Below are 21,128 nucleotides of genomic sequence, written 5' to 3' on the forward strand. Positions count from 1 at the left end.
TGCCGACCGAGCCTATCGCACGCAACGAACGTAGTTCCGGCCCCGGATCTCATCGCGCTGTCCGCCTTGGCCGCGTAGCGAGGCCGGCGCACCCCGCTTGGGGTCGCTGCGTTGCGCGCCGGCACCATGCACGTCAAGCCCGTCCACGTCGGTGCACGCGCCGAAGCAGACGTAATCGGCCTGCCGGATGTCGTCGCCATGGGTCGTGCTGCTCCAGAACCAGCCACGCGGGTCGCTCACCTGCAGATAGCGTTGATCGAGCGCCGGCGCATGCTGGCGATAGTCGACGATGCTCTGCAACTCCTTGACGTTGGGCAGCCGCCAGTCGCGTTTTCCGGCCAGGTCCAGGCGCTGACAGTAGGCCAGTGCCTCGGGCCAGGTCCGGCTCACGCCATCGTCCCGCTTCTGCCACGTCAATGCGGATGCGAGATCGTCGACCGTTCCATCACCGCCATCGGTGAATTGATTCTGCCCCCAGCGCGGGCCGCGTACGCAGCGGTAGAACAGCTTGCTGTTGCCCTTGGTCGGTGCCTGCTTGATATGGCCATCGAGGAAATTGAAGAAAAAGGCTGCTTCAACCCCCGGTCGGCCAAAATGTGTTCCGGTGTATTTCGTAGCCGACCAGGTCTGTCCCATCATCTGTGGCCGATGGCTGGCGGCATACCGGTCGCCCTCGAGCACTTCGCTGCCTGGCGCACGAAAATCGAAAATATCGTCGATGTAGCCCCGCCGCCCCTGCGCACCGCGAAAATCGGCCAGCGAGAACAGTTCCTTGATGTCAGGCAGGCGCCAATCGTTGTGGCCGCCGATGGTCAGCTGACGACACGCGCTCTCAGCGGCGTAATAGTCCAGGCGAGCATCGTGGTGCGCCTTTTCCCAGGTCAGGCCGGTGACCAGGTCGCTGATGCTGCCGTCCCGATTGTCCCGATAGCTCGGCGTCGCGCCGGCGTAGTCGGCATCCTGTCCATAGTAGGTCTGTCCCGGAGCGGCACAGGCCATCTTGCGCTCTTCGTCGAAACAGCTGCCCTGCCGCGTATCTGGAATCTTGCCGCCGACAGGGCGTGCGCTCGGGTTGGCACCGGCAATATCGGCGCTGAACGACGACGGTCCCGTGCCCAACCGCGGCCCCGAGTCGATTCCCGGTGGGGTTTGCGGAGGAGGTGGGGGCGACTGGTTTTCCGGCGCGTTGCCAGCGGGCCGCCCCGGCGGGGCGCCGTGCCCCTCGGGCACGCAAACCGCTCGGCCTTCGCGCATGATCCGGCACACCCCCTCCACCGTGCCGTGTGGCGCCTGAAACGCGCACGCTGCGGAGAGTTGGCGCCCGGCACAGGCATCAAACGCTGCCGCTGGCGGGCCGCCATCGCCCGGGCCCCGTCCAGGGCGCCCGCCAGGGCCAGGCATCTGGGCATGGAGCAAGGTCGCAAAGACATTCAGAGCGGCAAACAGTACAAGGTTTCGCATCGTCTTTTGGTCGGTGATCGACTCGGTGGTCGAGTCGGTGATCGAGTCTGTCGTCGAATTGGCAGCTATGATATCGCCCCTTCAGCCACCTAAACCTCACCCAATGGCACGCATGACTCTGCGCTTGAAGCTCGGCCTGAGCTTTCTGCTGGTCGGCCTGGTCTCCGCCAGCGCCGTCGGCGGTGCCGCATGGTGGATGTTGATGCGCGACTTTCAGGCATCGGTCGAGGAGAAGGCATTCAAAAACTTTCGCGGCGACGTGGAAGCCTATGTGACGCAATTCGGTTCTTGGGAGGCGGCTGAACGTGTTTATGCCTTTCCGGACTTTGTCAGACAACGTCATCTGCCGCGCGCGCCTCTTTCTGCTGCCGAGCAGCCCGATGACGAGCGTCCCGGATCGCCCCGCCGCCGACGGCCGCCGTTCAAGTTCACGCTGATCCATGCCGACGGCCGCGTCATCCAGGCTGCCGAAGGCGTTGCGCGCGGCCAGATCGCGCCGCCGGAATGGCGAAAAAACGCCTATCCGATCAAGATCGACGGCAAGGTTGCGCTTTACGCCATCCCTTTGGGCAGGGCCGAATTGTCGGCTGACGACAGAATCTACCTCGGCTTGATGCGGCGCGCGCTGTTCGTCGGACTTGCCGTCGCCGTCGTTGTCGCCGCTGCTTTCGGGTTCGTCTTCGGCAACCGACTGGCCGCAAGCCTTGGCGAACTGACCAAGGCCATCCGCGGCCTGCGCACGGACGGCGAGTTGCCCGAATCGCTGCCGGTGCGCTCCAAAGACGAAATCGGCCAACTGGCCGAAGCCTTCAACCATATGGGACAGTCGTTGAGCGACGCCCACCGCGAACTGCGCACGTCCAACGAAACAATCCTCGCCCAATCCGAACAACTGCGCGAACAAGCCCGGCGCGACCACCTGACGGCACTGCACAACCGGCGGTATCTCGACGAGCAGGGGCAAACCATGTACGCCCACACCGTCCGCCACCACCGGCCGATGTGCGTCATGCTGACCGATCTCGATCACTTCAAGCGGATCAATGACCAGTATTCCCACGGCACCGGCGACGAGGTCCTGAAACGCGTCGCCCAGATCCTGGAAAACAACGTCCGCAGCAGCGATCTGGTCGCCCGCTACGGCGGCGAGGAGTTTGCCGCCATCTTCGCCGAGAGCTCGCTCGCCCAAGCGCGCGAGCGCTGCGAAACACTGCGCAGGATGGTCGAGAACGAGCCCTGGGAAGATCTCGCCCCCGGCTTGAAAGTCACCCTCAGCATCGGTCTGTGCGACAACCTCGCCCTGGGCTCACTCAGCGCGATGCTCAGCGAGGCAGATGACCAGCTCTATCGCGCCAAGGACAATGGCAGAAACCGGGTCGAGCCCGGTGTGGTGAATTGCGTTGTGCAGGCGGATGTGGCTGTGCCGGAGTGAATTGCGGTGGAGCGAGGGATCGGAGCGAGCCGAATTGTGGGGCTGATCGATAGCGCTTGATGGCCGCGCACGCAGCAGGGCACGGCGAAGCGAAGGACAGATGGATGACTTTCGGGTTTTTTAACTGCCTGTCAACGGCCACACAATGGCTAATACTCCGCCACCACTTCCCATTGCCCCTGCGCTGTCATGCTCAAAACAAATAAACGCAAGTTGAAATAGTCCCCGCCTTCCACTGTGTCTTTGATGGCAACCAGAATGTCGTCCCAGCTGTCCCCGTTGATATCGCCGTGCCCAAGGATTGCCAAGGTCTGTACTCCCCCGTCGGAATAGAAAGCGGTTCTAAATTCAGATTCTTTATCAATTCTCGTGATCGGGTAAACATCCCCCCAGTGCGCAACGTTGGGGTCGCGTTGAATGTCCTGCCACTCGGTTTGAGAAGTGATCATGGCGAACGCCTTGGGTGCGTGATCTGGCAGGGCAGCATCTAGCGGGCTGGCTGGAATACGCGAACGTTGAGCCGGCTTGGCCTCGGCCAGTAGACGCGTAGCCAGGCACATGACTTTGATTTCCAGAAACGCGTTATTCTCCGATTCGCGCTGTGCGTGAAGATCGGATTTCCAAATCGAAAAGAGGTCGTTGCAATTATTGATGCTATTTCCTTCTTCGGTCTTTCCGGTGTCAATGTCAATGCTTGCGTACCAGCGTTCCGATAACAGCCTGGATAAGTCTCTCTGTGATGCGACTGCCGATTTTTCCAGCAGCAGGTTCGCCATGTTCAATTCTGTCGTCCATTCAACGGGTATGGAGGCCTCACTCGTTGCGGATTTTTCATGCGTCCTGGTATCAGAGCAACCGATCAAGCCGATCGTCAAGCACAGGTATCCGATTACGGCTATGAGACTGGAGATGAGCGTATTGTGCTTTACCATTACCTTGCTCTCATCTTGAGATTCACGGATTTGTCAAACTGGCGCTGGCTTGTCTGTTCTTTTCTGCCTTGGCGGCTTTCTCCAACAGATCCTTGACATATTTGTTGCGCTCGGCAGATATCGGCGAAGTACGGCTCGAGTTGTCCGCCGCCTTTTGCCAGTCCTTCGCTTTGATTGCAGCATTGAATGTGGGCCAATTGTTCTTCAATTTTTGCATGCCAATGTTGAAAATCAAATCGAGCAGCGCCAGTTTTACTTCCGATGGCATGGTGTCAAATCCGTTATATATCAGCTTCAACTCCTTTTCAAAGGAGTCAATGTGTTGATTGGTCAGGCTGTCGATTTCGGCATCTTGAAGAACGAGCTTGGTGTGGCTCTTATAGTATGAAGAGAGGCGATTGGAAGGCTGCTTCTTTACAGACTCGTAGTCTGATTTTATATCAGCTGCGCTGGCGGGCATGCTCTTTTCCGTCTTGAACGGCAGACTTTGCGCCTCTGCAAGGCTACTCACCAAATGACCCACTCCGACAGTCACAAAGCCATTGGAATCCAGATACATGTGACTGATCTTGCCTTCGTACTTTTCGAGCCTGATGCGAAGGTCCTGCTTTTCTGTAGCTGTAAGCATGCGTTGGTTCCTAGTCCAGTTTTCCAATCACTCGGCGTGGTCCGTTCGGTCCAGTCTCGACCATATGCTCATTCTTCCTGAATCGCCGATGGATCAAGATGAGGGGAAGAATTGTATAGCATATGCGAATGGTGTTGTTGGAGTGAGGGGTGCGCGGGTTGCGTATGGCTATGGCAGTGCCGAGAAAGACCGAGGTGCTCCCCGAAATCTGAGCACAGCGAACAGTGGATGCTGATCCCCCTGAGAAGGCCAGATAGTCGGGCCAGTATGTAGATCACGGCATGAGCATAAGATGGCGCCTGAATACACCACGTCGGCCACAGCCTGGCGTTGGTACGGCACATGGCCTCAACCTCATCCGCCTCGATACCTCGCTCAAGGCCAGCATCAGGACAAAGCGACTGCCGGCAGGGGCATCGGACGAGCTTCGGGCGGTGTTGGTGGACTTTGAAAGACCTGAAGAGGGCGACGAGGATGAGGACGACGAATGATGAATGCGCATCGTCTGCCGCCCTGAATGGTCCATAGGCGCCTGCCTATGGGTTCAAGCATTCATGGTGGTCTGGCCTCTGGACCTGTCTCGGGCACCATCTGGCCATATCGACGATGTAGGCATCACCGCGTCGAGTCCTGGCCGAGTAGAGTAGTTGTTCTGCTTCTGCCCTGCTGGAGGCGAGTGCCACGCTGCGGTAGGAGCCCTGGCGAAGGTAGATGCCCACGTTTGCAAGGCCGAGTTTTCGGGCGATTGTGCCAGTCTCGAACTGGGCAGCCGAAAGGGTCGTATCTCCGCCATAAACAACACCCCATTGGCTGGTCTCCCCGATGGACAACTGCGCCTTCTCTACCAGCGATGCATTCGATGTAATCGTGGCTTGCACACTCGCTTCAATCTTTTCGGAGGTGACCTGAAGTCTGCTGTTCTCTTCCTGAAGCTTGGCGAGTCTCTCTTTGTCTGAAGGGTCATTGATTTTCTTCTGTGCTTCAACCAGCGCTTCCGACAGTTTCGCATTTTGAATCGTCAGGTCGGCAATGCTTGCACGCGCATCCTTCAAGGCCTGATCGGCTTCTACGAGGCGGGATTTCCACTTGAAGCCGACAACGCTTCCCTCTTCAAAGCCGGCGCCAACCAGAATGCTGTTGAAAGTAGCGGGAAAGATGATCAGAAGAATGCCCAATGACAGCAGGAGCGTGTCACGGAGAAGCGAAACCAGATCTTTCCCCGCAGATAGAAGCGACTGCTTTTCGGTACCGCCCGACATGTCGTTCATTTGCCCTCCTGGCATTGGCTCCAGAATCCAGTGACGATCGGGTCACGGGTTTGGGCGGTGCAGGGATGCGTCTCGTTCGAGTCACCGCCCGTCGGGGTGTCCATGTTGTGTCATCGCGAATGGTTTCGCATGAGTTGGCATCAGGGGTGGATTGATGCACGCATGGGGATCATGAGCTCAGTCTAGATTGGGCGCCTTGGAATGCAAGACCAGGTCCAGGACCTACTCTCGGCTCTCCAGCAGCCGCTTGTCACGATTGGCGCACCGCGAGCAGATTCCATGTCAGCATGGGTCATTCAGAACCTACCACAGATGCCGGATACACGACTTCAGGTGATTCGCCCCGGCTAGTCAAAATACGATCTGTCTTGATATAAGGGGGAGTTCATATAAAACATGTTAGAGCGCAGGCTCGGATATAAAGCGCAGAAATGCATCACCAATCTCAGTGGTTCGTTTTGCTAGCAGGCCTTGGCCACTTATGGTTGTGTTCATGCCTTCGGTGTTAACCAACCCACGCGAATAGAGATCCTTCCATACTTGGCTGTAAATCTGGTTGTGGCCCTTGAGGTGAGGCATGTTGTGTTCAAGCACACTGCTTAGGCCACCCATACTCATACCTGGCGGCGGAGTGGGGTTCTGGAATAACTTGAGTATTTGAAGATGCAAGACCGATAGTGAGTCGACCCACTCAAAGAACATGTGCTCCAATGCCTCCCCGGGTGATTGGCCGGACGCAACATTAAACACAGCATTTCTAAGGGCCTCCCGCTTTTCCTCTTGGTGTGAGCGTAGCGCAATTTGTGATGCATGCATGACGGCAGAAATGAAATTGTCTTTTTTGCCGAGGGCCTCGATATCGATACCCTTGTTCTCTAGTTCTTGGAGCTTTTCGCCCACTGCAACCATCCACTCATCACGCCGACGTTCTAGCGGCGGTTGTACAAGATGTTGAAAGCGTTCAACAGCGGGTCCGCCAACGACGGGTATTGCAGATAACCCTGCCTTGGTGATTGCATGTGCAGCATCACCTTTAGTCATCTTTGGTGGTTCGAGCTTGTCAGTTGTCATGAATCTCCCCTGCGATTTAACGTCGAAATTCAGCGACCGCCAAAAATCGCAGCTTCTTAGCGGTCTGTTTGAATGGTCTGCTATACCCGCTTCTTCTTGAACTCCTTGCCAACATTTAGCGCCTTCGCCAAACCGTAGAATACTTGATACTCAACGCCAGTTTTTACTTTTGGCGATATGTTTGCATAGCTTCTATCCCGAAAGCACCAGTGAATAAATGGTTTGTTATCTTCCGTTTGTTCGATATAGCAAATTACGTTCAGATCGAAGAGAAACTGCAGAAAATCGTTTGCAGTGGACATGAATTTTGGATTTACAGCAGAGATAGACCGAATGTGCTCTTGAAGTTTTTCGAAAGCGGAAAGATAGAATTCGTACTTAAATGAGTCTTTGCCAGCAAGATACTCAAAGAACTTCAAAAAAATATCGTACTGGTCAGCTCCGTAGTAGAAAGAAAGGTGATCCTTGACCTCTCCTAAGAGGTAATTCGAGTACTCACGCTGAAAGTGGGGATTTTCGAAATCATTCAGTGAGAAACTGTCTTTGGCTTGAGCGCCGTTTACGTTGGCCTTCAGCAGTTCAAGCATCGTGACGATGTCACGAGGCCGGTAATAAGACCAACGTAGGAAGTTTATGAACGAAGTTGGTGTCGAGTATTGCTCGAAGACGTTAGGAGAGTTCCAGGGGAAATAGTGGTCCCAAGCATTTCCCCTTGCCGATGGTGGATCCTGTTGAACACCTAGCATGTGATCGACGACTTCAAAAAGTTGCGAATGGCGATGAGCGTTGTATTCAGTTCTCCAGTCCAGGAAGACCGAGTTGTCGCGTATCTTTGTATTTTGATTCTGCAATCCAATTGACTCAAATATGTCTGGGCGAATTAGCAGAACCACTCGCATGCGGCCTTTTCCACCTTTTATCGAAGGAAAAAAGTCGTTGTTAATCTCCCATATTGCATTAGCGAGTCCCTTTATGCAGTCAAGGTACTCTTCGTAGGGTATGGAAGACGGTCGGATGTCAATTCCGTCGATAAACAGAATGTGATTCTGTGCTAGTCGAATTTGGGAGAGTGCTTCTTCAAACTGCTTTTGAATATAGAATAAATTTATCTGAAATCGACTCTCTGAAAATGCAATCGAATTTGTGTCTTCACTTTTGAGTGCAGCATGTTTGTGTAGTAGTTCGGCTGCAAGTTTTGATTCTTGAACAAAGCTAAGTGCCTGAATTATTTCTGGAGAGAATGCGCTAAGGTAGTATTCATCAATTGCCGCATTGAGTGCAGAGAACTTAGTGTAATTAAATAGTTGCGAAACGATGCCTTCCTTGTTCTGAACTTGTTTTGCAATTAATAATTAAATTATTACTTTCCAGATGCTTGAAAAATCGGAGAGAGATAAGTGCTTCTCTCTTTTGAGTGAAATGAATTTCTGATATTCAGTTTCTCTTACGTATCTAATGCTGGCCGACGTGTTTTTGTAGTTGTTGTTGGAAAGATAAATAGAATAGGCGGTCTTGCCAGTTCCCTTTTCTCCAATCAAAAACGAAACATTTGGCGTGCATAGCTCGTCCAAGTGTGCATCTCGAATGAATACGCGATTCAACAGATCCTTGTTTTCACGGCGCTTGTAATTCTCGGCGTCAGCATAACTGAAGTGCCCTACGTTTTCCGCCTTCCAAGCGGTCGTCCTTATGCTGCCATTTCGATCGTACGACGACTACGTTGGAAGACGAAATTCGTGGGGCAGCTCATCCACGTTACTTTCCTGATCTCACCATCCTTGTCCATACCAAGGACTTCTAGGCCTTCGCCCACGACAGGAAGATGGCGAATCGGGATTGTGCCAAAATTCTCCGTGTTTCGCAGCCATGCTTCCGAAACCCAGATAATTGAGGATGCCCTCAGGTCCGCGGCTCTGTCTGCAATGTAGCGGAAGAAGATGTACTTGTCTGCGTGATCAGCGAACTTCGTTGGAACAAAATCCACCATCCGCCAGTCTTCATCAAAGGCAAACAAAATCGGGATATGATATCCGTCGCGTGCGAACACGGCTTGTGCGTATTCCGAAAACAGTTCCACATTAGCATCTAGAGATGTTGGCGGACGCCGTCGCTTAGTAATCTCTTTGAGGATGGAGGCATCCGATATATTGCGATTTAGCTTGACTGATGTGTGCCTTAGTTTGTGAGCAAAGGGCGAATTGAGCTTGAAATAGACAATTTCTCTGGACTCGCTTGCAAGGCCATGAGTATCCGTGGGGTTTCGGATTGTATGGCAAATGACTCCGCCGAGGTGTTGCGCGAGCTTTCGACAGCACTCAAAGTGCCTCACATAAATGTATGTTAGTGCATGCAAGAGCTCCCACTCTGGCAGCGAGTTCGCCACCCATCGGCGTTCCACCTTCACGACCGCACCATCCGACACCGCAGTGGGAAGCACTCTGCGAGCCAAGCGGGTTAAGCGTTTCACGCCGGCACCAATTAGTTCTTCGTGGCCGCATGGGATTGTTAGGTCATCTTCTTCGATGTAGGAAAAGAACAGCGATGCGGAAAGTGAGCTGTACATATCCAGATCGCCTTCCTTTTCAATTGCATTCCGAGAGTCCTTGGCCCAACTCATGAGCTCGTCCGATGCCCATGCATCTACTACATTGGATTTGTACCACTGCTCGAACCCGTGGATTTCCGCCTTGTGCTTTTGGATTATGAAAGTCACGGTGCGAGCCGTCTGGAGGAACTGATTGGTGTTCATCCTGAACAGTTCAGGTTCGAAATAGTTTCCCTCGCACTGCTTAAGTATCTGTGCCAAGTCCTTTAGTCTCCGCTCCCAACGAAACATTGGCTCCCCTTGTGTGGAAATTGCGTTAGCGACTAAATTCAGCGGACGAAAAAAACGCCGCTTTTTGACGGTTCGCTGGAATGATTTGTTGGGTGTGCTACCCATGGTAAGCCTCCCGTACAGCGGGCACGAACTCAACGCAAGCCGTGAGAATGGTGAGACTGTGACGTAATAAAGGCTCACTGCGCTCCGGCGCAAACCAATGCCCGTTAAACTTCCCACCATGAAAAAGATTGTTTCGTACGCGGCGAACATAAATGAGAAGTTTGTCAGCTTGGGAGTTGGTTCCAGGCTCTGAAACCTCCCACTGAATGACTCCACCAACAATGACTTGCTTTTTCGGTGGCACACTGAGGAAGAAACCAATGGCGTCTTGCAACTCTTGCGTTGTTGGATTGGCGATTATCTCTTCAACTGCAAGGGCGAAATTTCTCCAATTGGCCTCTGCCGCCCCATCCCCGTTGTTGTACCCCGCTGCCTTCAGTGCATATTCTGTCCGTGAGAAGACATGAAATAGCTTTCCGGCAAGTTGATCCAATTGCGGGTGATGTGTCATGTGATTACGCCCAACGTAGAGCTAACCGGCGCTGCGCGGCTTTATCGCGCAGCGTCCAGCGACCGGAGGGAGCGAGGTTGGGCGCCGGGTTATGCCCCAACGAAACGCCTAACGAGCTTTTCATGTTCACGACAAATATGGTTGAACAACAAAATATCAGCATCAGTAAGGTCGCTGTCGCTTGGTTGATCTTCATATTGCGCACGATTGGCTCGCGCAACTAAGTTAACAAGCTCCTGATCTGCAAAGCGCTCCCTACCCTTTAGGCGTTGTGTAATTTCTGGCAGCGGGAAAGTTCCCCCGTATTCAACCTCACCTGAGACACCTTGGTCTTGCTTGTCAACGAGAGCCTTAAGTGCTTGCAACGGCTTCCGATCAAGCAAGCACTCGATAGAGTTTCGAATTCGCTGTCGAAGATAAGGTGCGCCACGTGCACTGACAGTCGTTATGTGGCAGGTTGTAAACAATCCCATTAGCGGCGCGTAAATCTCTACAAATCGTTTGGACTCCCGCTCGTTGTTTAAAGCCAGAGTCGCTTGCCTGTATCCGTTGTTCTTGCCAAATGCGTAAGCTCCCCCGACGATTGTGAATATCGCAGCAAGTGCGGAGAAGGCTGTCCAGAAGTCATTCATAGGCTATTGGGGGCTTAACGACCAAGCTCAGCCGACAGCAAAAAGCCCCGCTTTCTGCAGGTCGGCTGGAGCGCATTGTTGAGCGAAAACCGTTGATTCATTTTGCAAGTACCTTCGAAACCTCAGCGCGAACAGCAGGATTGCCGCGTTGACGAGGAAATGCCGATCGGTAGTTACGCACCGCGCTAAGAGTACGCCGGATTTCTTGCCTATCGGCTGCGTTCTCGTATGAACCGACAAGAACCAGATGTCCGTCAAGGACCGACTCAAGAAGCTCTGCTGCACGGTCGTGCGATCCGGCGCGTATGTACTTAAGTGTCTCTAGACTGACTGCCAGATCAGCACCAAGCTCACTTACTGCAACATGCTCAGCGTAGCGTTGGCTAGCGGCGAACATGGAAAGCGCCCCCACCGCGATACCAGAAGAAAAGACAACTCCAATAAGAATATATCGCCGGGTGGAGCTCATGACGCCCAACGTAGAGCTAACCGGCTCACGGGCTGGTTCATCGCCCGTGAGTCCAGCGACCGAAGGGAGCGAGGTTGAGCGCCGGGTTGGGGGCGACGTATGAATATGCACACAAGCGATTGCTCCACAAATAACAAAGGGATGCCAGAGCTTCACGGGCCTTGTGATTGTGGTTACGAACTCAAAGTTCGGCGTAAATATGCACCATGCCTTTATCGCCTCTTCTGTAACCAGGTCTTGCGGCTACGAACATGGCTCCGGTAGGTTTTAGCCCGACTATCTTTGATAGGTCGCACAAGTCCCAATCGTGACCAGGCTTGATATGAGCGCCCTGCACTTGAAAGCAGCGGAGAACGTCATTTCCAGCGGTAGATACGCCAACTGCGTGCGGCTCAACAACCCGAGCAATGCCGTTGTAGGAGAACGCGAGAACTTGTTTGTTCTGGATGGCAGAAACAATTGCTTGGCGCATAACGGCTCCTTAGTAGGAAACGATGAAACGGCGATGCGGGCTAGTGATGAAACCCCCAACGTGTTGTAGACAGCTCACATGGCGTGTACCCAATCTTGTTGCTGCATATTCCAGTTTGGCTAGTCGTCATACTTCCATATCTTTCAATGCATTACGAAGAACTTCGAGTCAGTACGAGGTCTTACGCAGCAACCAAGCCCGGCAACGCTCAAGTCCAGTGCCCGACACCATCCCCTGCAACAACAGAGGCCGTGAAACCATCGACATGTTCAGCAGCATACGAACCCGGATCACATATGTCCATGGGAATTGTCACACTCGTCGCGACTAACGAAAAACCCGCAGGGTCCAGGACCGTGCGGGTTTTTTGTTTGCGGCGGAGCTCGCCGTTTGATGCCGAGTACTTACTCCGCCCGCATTTGCGGGAAAAGAATCACATCCCGAATCGCCGGGCTGTCGGTGAGCAGCATCACCAGGCGGTCGATTCCGATGCCGCAGCCGCCTGTCGGGGGCAGGCCGAATTCCAGGGCGCGGATGTAGTCGGCGTCGTAGTACATGGCTTCTTCGTCGCCGGCGTCCTTGGCGCTGGCTTGGGCGCGGAAACGGGCGGCTTGGTCTTCGGGGTCGTTGAGCTCGGAGAAGCCGTTGGCGATTTCGCGGCCGACGATGAAGAGTTCGAAGCGCTCGGTGATTTCCGGGTCGGCGTCCGAGGCGCGGGCCAGGGGGCTGACTTCGACCGGGTAGTCGATGATGAAGGTCGGCTCCCACAGCTCGGCTTCGGCACAGGCTTCGAACAGCTGCAGTTGCAGGCTGCCGATGCCGCCGGGTTTGACCGATTCGCCGAAGTCCTTGATCTTCTGCTTGACCCACTCGGCGTCGGCAAGTTGCTCGAGGGTGAAGCCGGGGTGGTACTTGCGGATGGCTTCGACGATGGTCAGGCGGTGGAAGGGCCTGGACAGGTCGAGTTCGCGGCCCTGGTAGGTAAAGGTCTCGGTGCCCAGCGCTTCGCGCGCGGCATGGCGGAGCAGGCCTTCGGTGAAGTCCATCAGCGTGCGGTAGTTCGCATACGCTTCGTAGAACTCCATCATGGTGAATTCGGGGTTGTGCCGCGGCGACAGGCCTTCGTTGCGGAAGTTGCGGTTGACCTCGAACACCTTCTCGAAGCCGCCGACCACCAGGCGCTTGAGATAGAGCTCGGGCGCAATGCGCAGGAAGAGCTCCATGTCGAGTGCGTTGTGGTGGGTGACGAAGGGCTTGGCTGATGCGCCGCCGGGGATGGGGTGCATCATCGGCGTTTCCACTTCGAGGAAGCCGTGGCCGGTCATGTAGTTGCGGATCGACTGCACCAGGCGGCTGCGCGCGACGAAGGTGAAGCGCGACTCTTCGCTCATGATCAGGTCCACGTAGCGCTGGCGGTACTTGGTTTCCTGGTCGGTGAGGCCGTGGAACTTGTCCGGCAGCGGGCGCAGGCTCTTGGTGAGCAGGCGGATCTCGCTGGCCTTGACGGTGAGTTCGCCGGTCTTGGTCTTGAACAGCGTGCCGACGCAGCCGACGATGTCGCCGATGTCCCAGTGCTTGAAGTCGGCATAGACGTCTTCGCCTACGCCGTCGCGCTGCACGTAGAGCTGGATGCGGCCGGACAGGTCCTGGATGGTGATGAAGCTGGCCTTGCCCATGACACGCTTGAGCATGACGCGGCCGGCAACCTTGACCTCGACCGGCGTTGCCTCGAGTGCTTCAGGTTCTTTGTCGGCGTAGAGCTCGTCGAGCTTGCCCGCGGTGTTCTCACGCGAGAAGTCGTTGGGAAAGGCGCGGCCACCCTGACGCCATTGCGCGAGTTTCTCGCGACGTTCGGCGATGAGATGGTTTTCGTCCTGGGCGTTGAGCGGTGCGTTCTGGTCGGACATGTGTCATCGGCAATGTAATCAAGTCCGTAATTGTCGCAGGCGCGCCAGTCGGGAGCAAATCGGCGTTGCACAAAAAGGGCTGTTTTCCGGCCCGGCGCGGTTTGCGTGGCGCATTTTTTGCTCGGAAAGGGCTTCCATCACCGTGATAGGGGGCTGCGATGTCACCGGATGAAATCGTCGAATGGGCGGCAGCCCACCTGTCGGCCCCGTCGGACATCGACTGCACGACGACGGTGATGCTGAAGATCCTCGACGGCAAGTGCAAGATGGGGCCGGGCGACAAGGACGCGATTCCGCTGCTGTATGACGCCACGCGCCATCGCGCCGGCAGGCTGCTGGGCGAGGACATGCACGTCTTGATCGCGCGTGCACGCAATGGCGAACGAGAGGCCTTGGTGACCGAGATCTACGAACACCGCGTGCTGGCGGAGACGGCGATCTCGCGGCCGGTGATGAAGGCCTACAAGGCGATGCTGCGCGACGCGGGGGTGTTGCGCGGTGGCGAATGAGCGTGGTGGGGGGCGACGGGGCGGTTGTGCGACATGGTGGGGATGGTTTGTCGGATATGTGCGGATTGTTGTTCGGGTGGGGGCGAGCGATGCTCGCTGAAACCCTGGCCAAGCCCTCCTTGAATGGGAATGAGCCTTGAAGCTCAGCGGCACGTGTCTTGCATGTGCAAACACGGGCCAGCCGCGCCCGCTCACAGGACATACCGATGAAGTTCTACATGACCCCCGGATCGTGCACCACCGGCATTCACATCCTGCTCGAGGAGCTGGAGCTCGTCTTCGAGGTGCATCTGGTCAATCTGCTCGCGGGCGATCAGGATGCGCCCGCGTATCGTGCGATCAACCCCAAGGGGACGATCCCGACGCTGGTGCGGGACGACGGCACGGCGCTCACCGACTTTCTGTCCATCGCGTGGTGGCTGGCGCGGACCTGGCCCAGACGTGGCTTGTTGCCGGAAGACGCCGAGGGCCAGGCGCGGGTGCTGGAGGTGATGAGCCACGCGGTGGGAACGGTGCATGGGCAGGGGTTTGCGCGGATTTTCACCACCGAGAAGTTCTCCCCCAATCCGGCCGAGCATGCGGCGGTGAAGGCGCGCGGGCGCGAAATCGCCGAGCGGGGCTTCGCGGTGATGGACGCCGTGCTCGATGGCCGTGATTTTGCTGTTGGCGACCGCTTTTCGATTGCCGATGCGGCGCTGTTCTATGTCGAGTTCTGGGCCACCCGCAGCGACATTCCCTTGCCGCCCAACTGTCTTGCGCACTATGCGCGCATGCTCACGCGCCCCGCGGTGCGCCAGGTACTGGCCGAAGAAGGCTACCGCGTGTAGTCGGGCGGGACGTGCCCGCCCGCCGGATCAGCGCTCGGCCTCGTCCAGGCGGTCGGCCAGGGTGTCGAGCACTTTTACCCTCGTGGCGTCGCCGGAAACGTTGCGGCGGGCGAGAAACTCCGCGAGAAGGCGGATCTGCCGCAGTACCGAGTCGAGTTCGCGGGGGGAATGCGCCACCTGGTTTAGCGCAGCGCGATAGGCCTCGAACAAGTCGTCCGCATCGTGCTGGCGATCCCGTCTGCCGCCAGATGGACGGATGCCCAGCAGCCAGGCGGCCAGCGTTGCGTCCGCGCTCATGACGGCATCGAAAAAGCCGTAACTGCGCTCGAAATTGCCACGTGCCGCGGTCTGGCAGATCTCCACCAGCGGCGACAGGTTTTCACGCCGGCTCGATGGCCGGCTCACCAGCGCGTCGAGTTGCAGGCGGTTGATGCATGCGTAGGGTGCCCAGGGGGCGGGGCCGGGCTGGCCTTCGCCGGCATGATAGGCGTCGCGTGCGGCCTGCAGCACGGCGGCAATGTCGTCCCACCCGGCGCCGCCACGCAGCAGCACGATGGCGCGGCGCTTGTAGGCGCTGCCGGTGATCGCCATGCGTTCCATGTTGGGCGGCAGCGCCGTGGCGGCGCCGGGCTGGGCTTCGCCGTCGTGGCCGCAATCGGTGAAGGTGGCCAGGGCCTGCGCGCGGCGCACCGCGCTGTCGGCGAGTGCCTGGGCGGTGGCGAGATCCTGCGCCGGTCCGGGCTGGCACAGGCGTTCGGCTTCGCGGCTTTCGAGGTTGATGAGCTGCTCGATGGCCGAGAACGGCACCAGCATCGCCGACGAGTCGGCGCGTAGCGCGTTCAGGTAGGCTGCATGGGCGGCGGCAAAGCTGTCCTTGAGCGGATATTCCGCCAGCAGGCGGCCAAGCGACTGTTGAATGTCGGCGCGGTTTTTCCAGCCGCCGGGGAGGGTGCCGAGACGTGCGTCTATCCGCAGCTTGAGGTCGTTGAAGGGTACCGCGTTGCGGCCCGGCAGGTGGGCTTCCAGACGACGCTGTTCCAGCCAGTCGAGCAGTTCTTCGGGGGCGGTCAGCGGGTAGTCGTCCTTGGGCTCGCGGTGCAGGTGACGGAGGCGGAAGTCGGGGTCGCCGTAGGCCTGGTAGGCGCCCCAGGTATTGCAATCGCGATGCGCGTTGAAGGTGGTGTCGCGCGCCCGGTGGACGGCATCGCCAAAACTCGCGCCATGCTCCAGCATCTGCTCGAAGAAGGTCGTGGCGAACAGTTTTGCCGCATCGTCGCGCACCTCCCAGCCGGCGGCGACGATGCAGCGCACGCCCATCGCGATCAGCTCCTGCGACAGGCTTGCGGCCAGGCGCCCGCCGCCCGAGCCGCCCTTGGCCAGGTGGCAGCAGTTGATGAAGACCAGTTCGGGCACGGTTTCCATCAGCTCGATCTCGCTGGCCGACAACAGCAGCCCGTCCGACAGCACCACGCCGCTGCGGTAGCTGCCGTCGCGTGCGCGTTTGCCGAAAATGCCGTGGGCGTTGATCACGACGATGCGCCAGTTGCCCGAGAACAGGCGGGTGAACACATCGCTGGCGCGGCAATCCGGCGGGGCATGGGCGACCGTGTAGTTTGCGCGTTCCAGTACGCCGATGATGGCGTCGCCTTCTTCGGCTGCGCCCGGCAGGCTGGGGAGGCGGTCGGCTTCGGGCTTGCCGTCGGCCCCGATCCGCGGGGTCCAGCCCGGGCCGCCGAACTGCGCATGGTAGCCCTCGGTGCTCGGGTTCGAGATCACGCAGGCGCTCAGGCCGTCGGGGCGAATGACTTCGCGGCGGAAATCGCTGGTGACGAACTGGCGCACCATGCGGGTCTTGAGCACCATCGGCTTGCCGTCGGTTTCGAGCAGTTCCCAGGGCAGGTTGGCGGTCATGCGGTCGACCACCAGCATCAGGCGGTCGGTCTTGCGCGCCGCGGCCTTGAACTCGAGCGGTACCAGCAGCTGGAACAGGGTATTGCCGAAGCCGCTGCCCTGCGCATACTGGGTGCTGGCATGACCGCCGAGCGTTTCCTCGATCAGGGTCTCGACCGCGCCGGGCTGGCGCACCGGCGACACCGATTCGGCGCGCGCCTTTTCGCCCATGTAGGTGAAGCGCAGCCTGCGTGCCGGACGGGTGTCGGGCGGAAGGTCGAAACCGGTGACCGGCGGGGTGTCGGTGACGTCGCCACCGCGGCCGTAGACCTTCAGGATGTGGCTCAGAATGCGGGGCGGAATCGGATTGGCTATGCGCGGCACATAGCACTCTTCCGCGCAGCCGGTATCGTCGCGGTCGGCATCGGTGACCTGCAGCCGTGGCCAGTAGGTGCCGCCCCCGCCGCTCCTGAGGCGCTGGCGCACCCCCATGCCGAAGTGCAGCTCGGTGGCGGCGTCGATGCGGGTGTCGACCTGCTGCAGTTCCCGCTCCAGCGAGCGTTCCAGCTTCCCGACCTCATGCGCGGCCGAGATCGCGGTGTCGAGATAGAGTTCGATCAGTTCCAGGCGCGCGACGCGCACTTCGCGTTCGCCACGCTCGGCGCGGCTGCGGTTGAAGTCGCGGTTCGCAAACAGCACGCCCAGCACCACCGCCTTGACCGACTCGGCGATTTCCAGTTGCGCGGCGGAGTTCGAGCCGATCAATACGCTCGCGAGCGGCAGTTCGAGCGTCGCGGTGGGCGACACCGCGTCGGCCTGCAGGGCGCATTCCTCGCCATAGCGGTCGCCCGCGTGCAGAAGGTAGCGCAATACCCCGGCGCGTACCGCCTCGGTAACGCCGGCTGCGGCCAGCTTGCCCATCGGTCCCAGGCCGACGACGACCGCGCCGCGTCCGGACTGGCGCTTGCGTTCTTCCATGCTGCGCGGCATCAGCACGATGGTGGCGCTGCCGAGTTCGCCGGAGTGGATGCCGAGCTGCTTGCGGTGGGTCAGCGCGCCGTTGACCAGGCAGCTGTCGATCGCCCATTCCGCACCGGCGATCGGGTCGTCGCGGTAATGGCCGCACAGCACCGGGACGTGTACGAAACGCAGGTCGCGCGCGGCAACGCGAATGCTCAGTGTGGCCTTCGGTGCCGGTGCTTCGCCCACTTCGACGTGGCCACCCAGAATATTGAGGATGGCTTCGTCCTCGCCCGGCCAGCCCGGTGGCGGTCCGGCCCGCCGCGTGCGCGCGGCATCGGCGCCGGCTTCTTCGCCGCGGGTCGTCGGCAGCCTTTTCAAGGCCGGCTGACGCCCCTCCAGCAGCGCATCGATCTCGTCGAAGTACTTCGGTGTGTTGGCCAGACCGGTATGGTCGACCGGCATCAGCCAGCAGTTTTCCGCCGGAATCGCGCTCAGTCTGCCCGAGCGCCAGGTGACCGAGCCGTCGCCGAACGGGGTTTCGGCGATCAGCAGGTTGAGCGTGGACCCGTCGGGCCGGCGTTGTTCCACCAGGCCGCAGGGCGTGGCGTCGGCCTTGCCGTACACGTAGTGGATGCGCTCGGGTTGGCGTTGCATCCACGCGGTATCGGCCAGCTGTTCCCACACCGTGCGCGTGAGCGCCAGCGCCGCCGCGTTCGGCCGCCCGCACAGCTTCTTGCCGAACCAGAAGTCGTTGTTGTGGTTCGCAAGGCGCTCCCATTCCTCGGCGCGGTAGAACTGTTCGCCGGAATAGCCGCCTGCATCGATGAAGCCAGGGGCGGGCAGCAGATTGATTGCGCCCTGGAAGGCGCCGACGATCTTCAATACCTCGGACATGGGATGGCGCAGATCGAGCCGTGCCAGCATGCGCATGGTGTCCGACAGGCCGAAAAGGGTCTGCACCATCAGGTGGGCGCCATGGTTGGGCGTGCCCATCATCACCAGCCGTCCGCCATCGCGGGCGACGATGCGGTCCCACAGCGTGGCGTCGTGGGCGAATGCGGCGCGCACGACGAGGCCGCCCATGCTGTGCGCCAGGATGCGAACCGGCTGATCCGGATGGCGTGCGAGGATATCGGTCAGCGCCCGGGCAAAGGTGGGGCCGAGGACGGTCAGCGGCTGACGCCAGTCGTAGGTGAAGGTTTCGAGGTAGTGACGCTCGTGCAGATGGTCCTTGAGTTTGCCGTAGGCCAGCCTGACGACGTCGTCGGGCTCGATGGTTTCGCCGCTGTCGATGGCGATGCGCGACAGGCCGCCAAGGCCCATGGCGAGCAGGTTGAGCCACACGTCGTCGCCGTTGGCGCTGAGCTCGCTGCCCATGATGCCGGGCAGATAGACCACCACGGGCTGAGTGTTCGGCGCGACCTGCCTGCGTTCGCCACGCGATGCGGCGGAGACGGGGGCGAGCTGGATCATCGGTTTCCAGCGCGGCAGTGCATCTTGCGAGGTGCTCTGCAGCCATTCGCGCAGGGCCTGGGGCAGCGGCTGGCCTTCGGTCAGCGTGCTGTCGCGGAAATAGCTGAAGTGGCTGACTTCGGCGCCACGGACAAAAATCGCGCGCGCATCGGCCGCGTGCGCGACGCCGCCGTACATCGATGCGGTATCCACCACCAGGTCGTTGCGCGCCTGATCGAAGAACATCCAGTCGGTGAACATGACACCGATGCGTTTGAGCAGGTTTCCACCCTCGATGTCGCCGGCAATGACACCCATGCGCACGCCGGGCTGGCTGGCGGCGCTGCCGAGCAGCATGCCCATCGGCGCCTCCGGCAGCATGGCTTCGATACCCGGCACCCATTGCGGCTGAACCCGCTTGTGGGCGATTTCGGTGACGACGCGGGCGAGGCATCTGAGCGCCTGGTCGGCGACGCGGCGGGCGGCTTCACCCGCGGCCGGGGTGGCCAGCGCGCCGGTCAGCGCACCGATGGCGGCGCCGCCGAGCTTGCGCACCAGCGCCAGCAATCCGGACAGGAAGAGATCGAGATTGTCGGACAGCAGGGCGGTGCCGCGTGCGGGCGCCGCCACCCGGACGTAGCGCTCGATTACCGGGCGCTTGTCCTGCAGCAGCGCGATCAATCGGCGCAGGCGGGCCTGTTCCTCGGCGACGAAGGCAAGGCGCGACTCGCGCAGCGCCGGATCAGCCTTCTCGGCCTCGAGTTCGTCGGTGTTGGGCTTGCGTTCATAGCTGCGAATCAGTCTTTCCAGCTTCGCATCGGTACCGCCGGGCAGCGGTGGCGCAAGGCACAGCAGATCACCGACCAGACCGCCGCGCGAGTGGGTGACGAGATTCAGGCGTGCGCCGACAGGCAGCACCTCGAGCAGGGCGATGGCGTTGTCGATGGGGCTTTCGGAGAAAGTGCGATGTTCGAAGCCATAGACGTGGTCGCCGAAGCTGCGCCTCAGCGCTGCCCATTCGCGGCTGCACAGGAGGTCGCCAAAGCCGCCCAGGGTGTGTGATCCGGTGCCGTGAATGAAGATCAGCGCCGGGGCGGCGCCGTCGGCCAGCGCTGCCAGCCGCGCATCGCCCGCGCCGCAGCGGTCGGCCGGTTGCAGCGCGGCGCCCGCACGCCATTGGTAGAGCCCGGGGTCGCCGGCAAGCTGGCTTTCGATGGCCGACATCAGCGCCCTGGCACCGGCCAGCGACGCGACTTCCCACGCCTTGTCGGCAGCCTTGTCACCGAAGTGTTCGAGGATCTTGTCGCGGGCCGCGTCGAGGATGGCGTCCGGCGTGATCCGCAGCGCGGTGACGCGGCGCCAGATCCAGTCGCCGAGGCCCCGGGTGCTGGCATCGCGATCACGGAAGCGGGCGAAGTCGATGCTGCCGTCGGCCTGCAGGGCATCGGGCTGAACCTGCGCAATGCGCGCGGCAAGCACGTCGACGCGCATGAATACGGTGGTGCCGTCGGCCGCCTCCAGCGCCAGCAAGGTGTTGTCGTCGCCGAGCTCGGCCTGCGCCGCGGCGTCTTCGCTGCGCCGCGCCGGCGACAGCTCCCAGCTTGCCAGCACCTCGACATTGTCGATCAGCGGTGTCGGCGCTCGGTCGCCCCGGCTGCCCGGCAGCGTCAGGGCCGCAGGCAGCGCCGGTTTCGATGCGGCCGGTGTGTCGGCCCGTGTGGCGGCGACCGGAAAGCGTATCCGTGCGGGTGTGTGCGGGTCGGGCATCGTTCATCCTCTGGCAGGGGCATTGCGTGGCGGCAAGTCGACGACAGGGGTGGTGC

16 protein-coding genes and 1 pseudogene are annotated in these 21,128 nt (G+C 59.4%); 4 read left to right on the forward strand and 13 right to left on the reverse strand.

Going from position 1 to position 21,128, the window contains the following annotated elements; genetic code table 11:
• Nucleotides 1–12 precede the first annotated feature (12 nt).
• Nucleotides 13–1,119, reverse strand: coding sequence for a DUF1566 domain-containing protein (locus J5J83_RS03045; protein WP_212345226.1), 1,107 nt, complete (start codon nt 1,117–1,119; stop codon nt 13–15).
• Between the two features lie 454 nt (nt 1,120–1,573).
• Here J5J83_RS03045 and J5J83_RS03050 point away from each other — a divergent pair, with 454 nt between their 5' ends.
• A complete protein-coding gene (locus J5J83_RS03050; RefSeq protein WP_212345228.1) occupies nt 1,574–2,893 on the forward strand; it encodes a GGDEF domain-containing protein in 1,320 nt (439 codons plus the stop codon).
• A gap of 149 nt (nt 2,894–3,042) precedes the next feature.
• Here J5J83_RS03050 and J5J83_RS03055 read toward each other — a convergent pair whose 3' ends face one another.
• Together J5J83_RS03055 and J5J83_RS03060 are read right to left on the reverse strand one after the other, a co-directional pair.
• Nucleotides 3,043–3,669 carry a hypothetical protein gene (locus J5J83_RS03055; protein ID WP_212345230.1) on the reverse strand — a complete coding sequence of 209 codons (627 nt, stop codon included), beginning with the start codon at nt 3,667–3,669 and terminating at the stop codon, nt 3,043–3,045.
• Nucleotides 3,670–3,847: 178 nt separating this feature from the next.
• On the reverse strand, nt 3,848–4,453 hold the full coding sequence (locus J5J83_RS03060; RefSeq protein WP_212345232.1) for a pesticin C-terminus-like muramidase: 606 nt from the start codon (nt 4,451–4,453) through the stop codon (nt 3,848–3,850).
• A gap of 303 nt (nt 4,454–4,756) precedes the next feature.
• Here J5J83_RS03060 and J5J83_RS03065 point away from each other — a divergent pair.
• Nucleotides 4,757–4,944, forward strand: a pseudogene (locus J5J83_RS03065) (ISAs1 family transposase); the annotation flags it as partial.
• A gap of 45 nt (nt 4,945–4,989) precedes the next feature.
• Here J5J83_RS03065 and J5J83_RS03070 read toward each other — a convergent pair.
• The 9 genes from J5J83_RS03070 to lysS form a co-directional block, all read right to left on the reverse strand.
• Nucleotides 4,990–5,721, reverse strand: a complete 732-nt coding sequence (locus J5J83_RS03070; protein WP_212345237.1) for a hypothetical protein — start codon at nt 5,719–5,721, stop codon at nt 4,990–4,992.
• Between the two features lie 399 nt (nt 5,722–6,120).
• Nucleotides 6,121–6,792 (reverse strand): hypothetical protein, encoded by a 672-nt coding sequence (locus J5J83_RS03075; protein WP_212345240.1) that lies wholly within the window; start codon nt 6,790–6,792, stop codon nt 6,121–6,123.
• Between the two features lie 80 nt (nt 6,793–6,872).
• On the reverse strand, nt 6,873–7,691 hold the full coding sequence (locus tag J5J83_RS03080) for a hypothetical protein (protein ID WP_212345243.1): 819 nt from the start codon (nt 7,689–7,691) through the stop codon (nt 6,873–6,875).
• A 788-nt stretch (nt 7,692–8,479) separates the two neighbouring features.
• Nucleotides 8,480–9,733 carry a hypothetical protein gene (locus tag J5J83_RS03085; RefSeq protein ID WP_212345246.1) on the reverse strand — a complete coding sequence of 418 codons (1,254 nt, stop codon included), beginning with the start codon at nt 9,731–9,733 and terminating at the stop codon, nt 8,480–8,482.
• The gene (locus J5J83_RS03090) at nt 9,726–10,184 is read right to left on the reverse strand and encodes a hypothetical protein (RefSeq protein ID WP_212345249.1); all 459 of its coding nucleotides are present in this window, start codon (nt 10,182–10,184) and stop codon (nt 9,726–9,728) included. The genes J5J83_RS03085 and J5J83_RS03090 overlap by 8 nt, the downstream gene beginning before the upstream one ends.
• A gap of 89 nt (nt 10,185–10,273) precedes the next feature.
• A complete protein-coding gene (locus J5J83_RS03095) occupies nt 10,274–10,816 on the reverse strand; it encodes a hypothetical protein (RefSeq protein WP_212345252.1) in 543 nt (180 codons plus the stop codon).
• A 97-nt stretch (nt 10,817–10,913) separates the two neighbouring features.
• The gene (locus J5J83_RS03100) at nt 10,914–11,285 is read right to left on the reverse strand and encodes a hypothetical protein (RefSeq protein WP_212345255.1); all 372 of its coding nucleotides are present in this window, start codon (nt 11,283–11,285) and stop codon (nt 10,914–10,916) included.
• Between the two features lie 181 nt (nt 11,286–11,466).
• The gene (locus J5J83_RS03105) at nt 11,467–11,757 is read right to left on the reverse strand and encodes a hypothetical protein (RefSeq protein ID WP_212345258.1); all 291 of its coding nucleotides are present in this window, start codon (nt 11,755–11,757) and stop codon (nt 11,467–11,469) included.
• Nucleotides 11,758–12,161: 404 nt separating this feature from the next.
• A complete protein-coding gene (gene lysS / locus J5J83_RS03110; protein WP_212345261.1) occupies nt 12,162–13,664 on the reverse strand; it encodes a lysine--tRNA ligase in 1,503 nt (500 codons plus the stop codon).
• Between the two features lie 158 nt (nt 13,665–13,822).
• On the opposite strand from lysS, the gene J5J83_RS03115 reads away from it, so the two are divergent.
• Together J5J83_RS03115 and J5J83_RS03120 are read left to right on the forward strand one after the other, a co-directional pair.
• Nucleotides 13,823–14,173, forward strand: a complete 351-nt coding sequence (locus J5J83_RS03115) for a hypothetical protein (RefSeq protein ID WP_212345264.1) — start codon at nt 13,823–13,825, stop codon at nt 14,171–14,173.
• Nucleotides 14,174–14,379: 206 nt separating this feature from the next.
• Nucleotides 14,380–15,000 carry a glutathione S-transferase family protein gene (locus J5J83_RS03120; protein ID WP_212345267.1) on the forward strand — a complete coding sequence of 207 codons (621 nt, stop codon included), beginning with the start codon at nt 14,380–14,382 and terminating at the stop codon, nt 14,998–15,000.
• A gap of 27 nt (nt 15,001–15,027) precedes the next feature.
• On the opposite strand, the gene J5J83_RS03125 is transcribed toward J5J83_RS03120, so the two are convergent.
• Complete coding sequence (locus J5J83_RS03125; RefSeq protein WP_212345270.1) at nt 15,028–21,072, reverse strand: CHAT domain-containing protein; 6,045 nt, start codon at nt 21,070–21,072, stop codon at nt 15,028–15,030.
• Between the last annotated feature and the right edge of the window lie 56 nt (nt 21,073–21,128).

The organism is Azoarcus sp. L1K30, from assembly GCF_018122735.1.
Classification (GTDB): Bacteria; Pseudomonadota; Gammaproteobacteria; order Burkholderiales; family Rhodocyclaceae; genus Parazoarcus.